Source organism: Mesorhizobium sp. M7A.F.Ca.US.002.01.1.1, assembly GCF_004022955.1.
In the GTDB taxonomy this organism is placed as follows: Bacteria; Pseudomonadota; Alphaproteobacteria; order Rhizobiales; family Rhizobiaceae; genus Mesorhizobium; species Mesorhizobium ciceri.
Map to the genome: position 1 here is coordinate 1 of NZ_RZQE01000668.1, position 2,545 is coordinate 2,545.

Annotated in this window: 2 protein-coding genes and 1 pseudogene; 2 read left to right on the forward strand and 1 reads right to left on the reverse strand. The window is 64.2% G+C overall.

Translation table 11 applies throughout. The features are described from left to right. The coding region (locus EN932_RS33790; protein WP_164890773.1) for a P-II family nitrogen regulator at positions 1 to 205 on the reverse strand (205 nt) is incomplete at its 3' end. A gap of 358 nt (positions 206 to 563) precedes the next feature. Between EN932_RS33790 and EN932_RS33795 the strand changes: the two genes are divergently transcribed. Together EN932_RS33795 and EN932_RS33800 are read left to right on the forward strand one after the other, a co-directional pair. Next, positions 564 to 2,108 (forward strand): NAD(P)H-hydrate dehydratase, encoded by a 1,545-nt coding sequence (locus tag EN932_RS33795; protein WP_127385358.1) that lies wholly within the window; start codon positions 564 to 566, stop codon positions 2,106 to 2,108. After that, a pseudogene (locus EN932_RS33800) lies at positions 2,105 to 2,545 on the forward strand (hypothetical protein); the annotation flags it as partial. The gene EN932_RS33795 and the pseudogene EN932_RS33800, both read left to right, overlap by 4 nt.

The window sequence follows — 2,545 nt, forward strand, 5'->3', positions numbered from 1 at the left end:
CGTCGTCGCCAAGCACGACCTCGATCTTCACCTTGGGCAGGAAGTCGACGACATATTCGGCGCCGCGGTAGAGTTCGGTGTGGCCCTTCTGACGACCGAAGCCTTTTGCTTCGGTGACGGTGATGCCTTGCAGTCCGGCCTCCTGAAGCGCTTCCTTCACTTCGTCGAGCTTGAATGGCTTGATGATCGCTTCGATCTTTTTCATGTAAAAAGTGGCCTCCACTGCCAAAAAAACGGGTTGTGACCCCCCGCTTGCGCCTCCATCAAGCACGAACTGTGCCAATTCAGCGGATTCTAAGCGGTCTCATAAGATTTCAAAGCCGCGCCGCACCGGGATGCAAATTCGCGTCATTCGCTGCACCGGAAGCGGCATAGACTGCCAGAGCCTACACAGCGCCAGCACCTCCGTCCGCACAAAAATCAGGCATATTGCCTATCCCTCAGGCAACTTTCTGCCCGCGAGGCCTTCGTGCCAACGTTATGGCTGCAGATCTCGGCAACTCCCCCTTGTTTGCTTAGGATCGAAATCGGACAATGCTTGATCGCATGCGGATCGGCAATCCATGAGCAACGAACTTCTTTCCCCGGCCGAAATGAGCGAGGCCGATCGGCTGACGATTGCCGCCGGCCCAGCCGACGGCATCGGCCTGATGCGGCGCGCTGGTGGAGCGGTCGCGGCCGAGGTTCTCAAGCGCTACCCCTCGGCAAAGCACATCCATGTGCTGTGCGGGCCCGGCAACAATGGCGGCGATGGCTATGTCGTTGCCCGCATCTTGGCCGGCAGCGGCGTCGGCACATCGGTCTGGGCATCCGGCGCGCCGAGGCCGAAAAGCGATGCGGCGCTCGCCGCCGCGGAATGCCCGATCAAGCCCCGGCCGCTGTCTGACTTTGACGCCAAGCCTGGCTCGATCGTGATCGACGCGCTCTATGGGGCGGGGCTGTCGAAGCCGCTGTCCGGCGACGCCGCGAAAGCCATCGATACAGTGACAGCCCTGAGCCTGCCCGTGGTCGCGGTCGACCTGCCGTCCGGCGTCTCTGGAAGGAGCGGTGACATATTGGGCAGGGCGTTTCGTGCCGAGGTCACCATCACCTTCGCGCGGAAAAAGCCTGGCCACCTGCTGCTGCCGGGGCGCGGGCAATGCGGTGAGATCGTGCTCGCCGATATCGGCATCGGCGACGGCATCATCGCCCAACTCGCCGTTTCGACCTTCGAGAATGCGCCCGGCCTGTGGTTGCAGGAATTTCCCGTGCCGGCGATGGATGCGCACAAATACAAGCGCGGCCATGTCGGCGTCTTTTCCGGCGGCCCAAGTGCTACGGGCGCGGCGCGGCTGTCGGCGCTGGCCGCCGCCAGAAGCGGGGCAGGGGCGGTCACCGTGCTGTCGCCTGGCAATGCCATGCAGGTGAACGCGATGCACCTGACCTCGATCATGCTGCGCGAGGCGGGCTCGCTCGAGGAGGTGCAGGAATTTCTAATGGCGCGCCATCCCGGAGCGCTGGTGTTCGGACCGGGGCTTGGGCCAAAGCCCAAGGTCGGCGATTTCGCCCTGCAGCTGATCAAGGCTTTGGAGGAGGAAGCACGCGACGAGGCGACCGCGAACCACGCCAGTGCGATGGTTCTTGATGCCGACGCCATCACGTCGCTGGCCCATCAGCCTCAGGCGATGTTCGAAGCTGCCCGTCAGCCGAATGCGCCTGCCTTGATAGTCACGCCGCATGAGGGCGAATTCGGCCGCCTGTTCCCTGATATCGCCGGGGACAAAACCATGTCGAAATTGGACAAGGCGCGAACGGCCGCCGCGCGGGCCAACGCCGTCATCGTCTACAAGGGCGCCGACACGGTCATAGCAGCGCCCGATGGCAAAGCGGCGATCAACTCCAACGGTGCACCGTGGCTGGCCACAGCCGGGTCAGGCGACGTGCTGTCGGGCATCATTGCCGGTTTGCTGGCGCAAGGCATGCCGCCCTTCGAGGGCACCTGCGCGGCGGTGTGGTTGCATGCTGAGACCGGCAGCCGGTTCGGACCCGGTCTGATCGCCGAGGACCTGCCGTTGGCACTGGTGCCGGTGTTGCGCGACCTCTTCGACGCGCGCACGGCTGCCCAATGAGCCGCGCGCTCGTTCTGTTGCTTGCCACCCTCATCGCTGCCTTCATGGCGCCGACGGCGCGCGCCGAAGGTCCTGTGACGATCGTCGACGATCCGGCGGTGCTCGCCGCACTCGATGCCAGGGGTTTCGGTTTCGCCGATGTTTTCGGGGTCGACGGCGAGGGCGGTCTGAAGACGCTTTACGACGAGGCGCCGGCCTTTCACGCCATCGTCGAAACGGTTGCCTCCGATGTTGCGGCACTGCGTGCCGATATGAAAGCCGGCGGCCGGACGCTCTACGAAGTCACCGACGGCAATGTCGGCCGCATCATGGACATGCGCTGGCTGAAGACCGACGCTGCGCGCTTCCGGCTGGTCGGCGTCGTCAACCGGCTCGATCGTCGCGACTTCGCGGTGGTGCAAGGCGACAGGAGCTGCGGCGAGGTGCGCTTCATCTAC

Bases quoted from the DNA above. Each gene is read 5' to 3' on its own strand.
- EN932_RS33795 (WP_127385358.1), top strand. From the start codon at position 564: ATGAGCAACGAACTTCTTTCCCCGGCCGAAATGAGCGAGGCCGATCGG.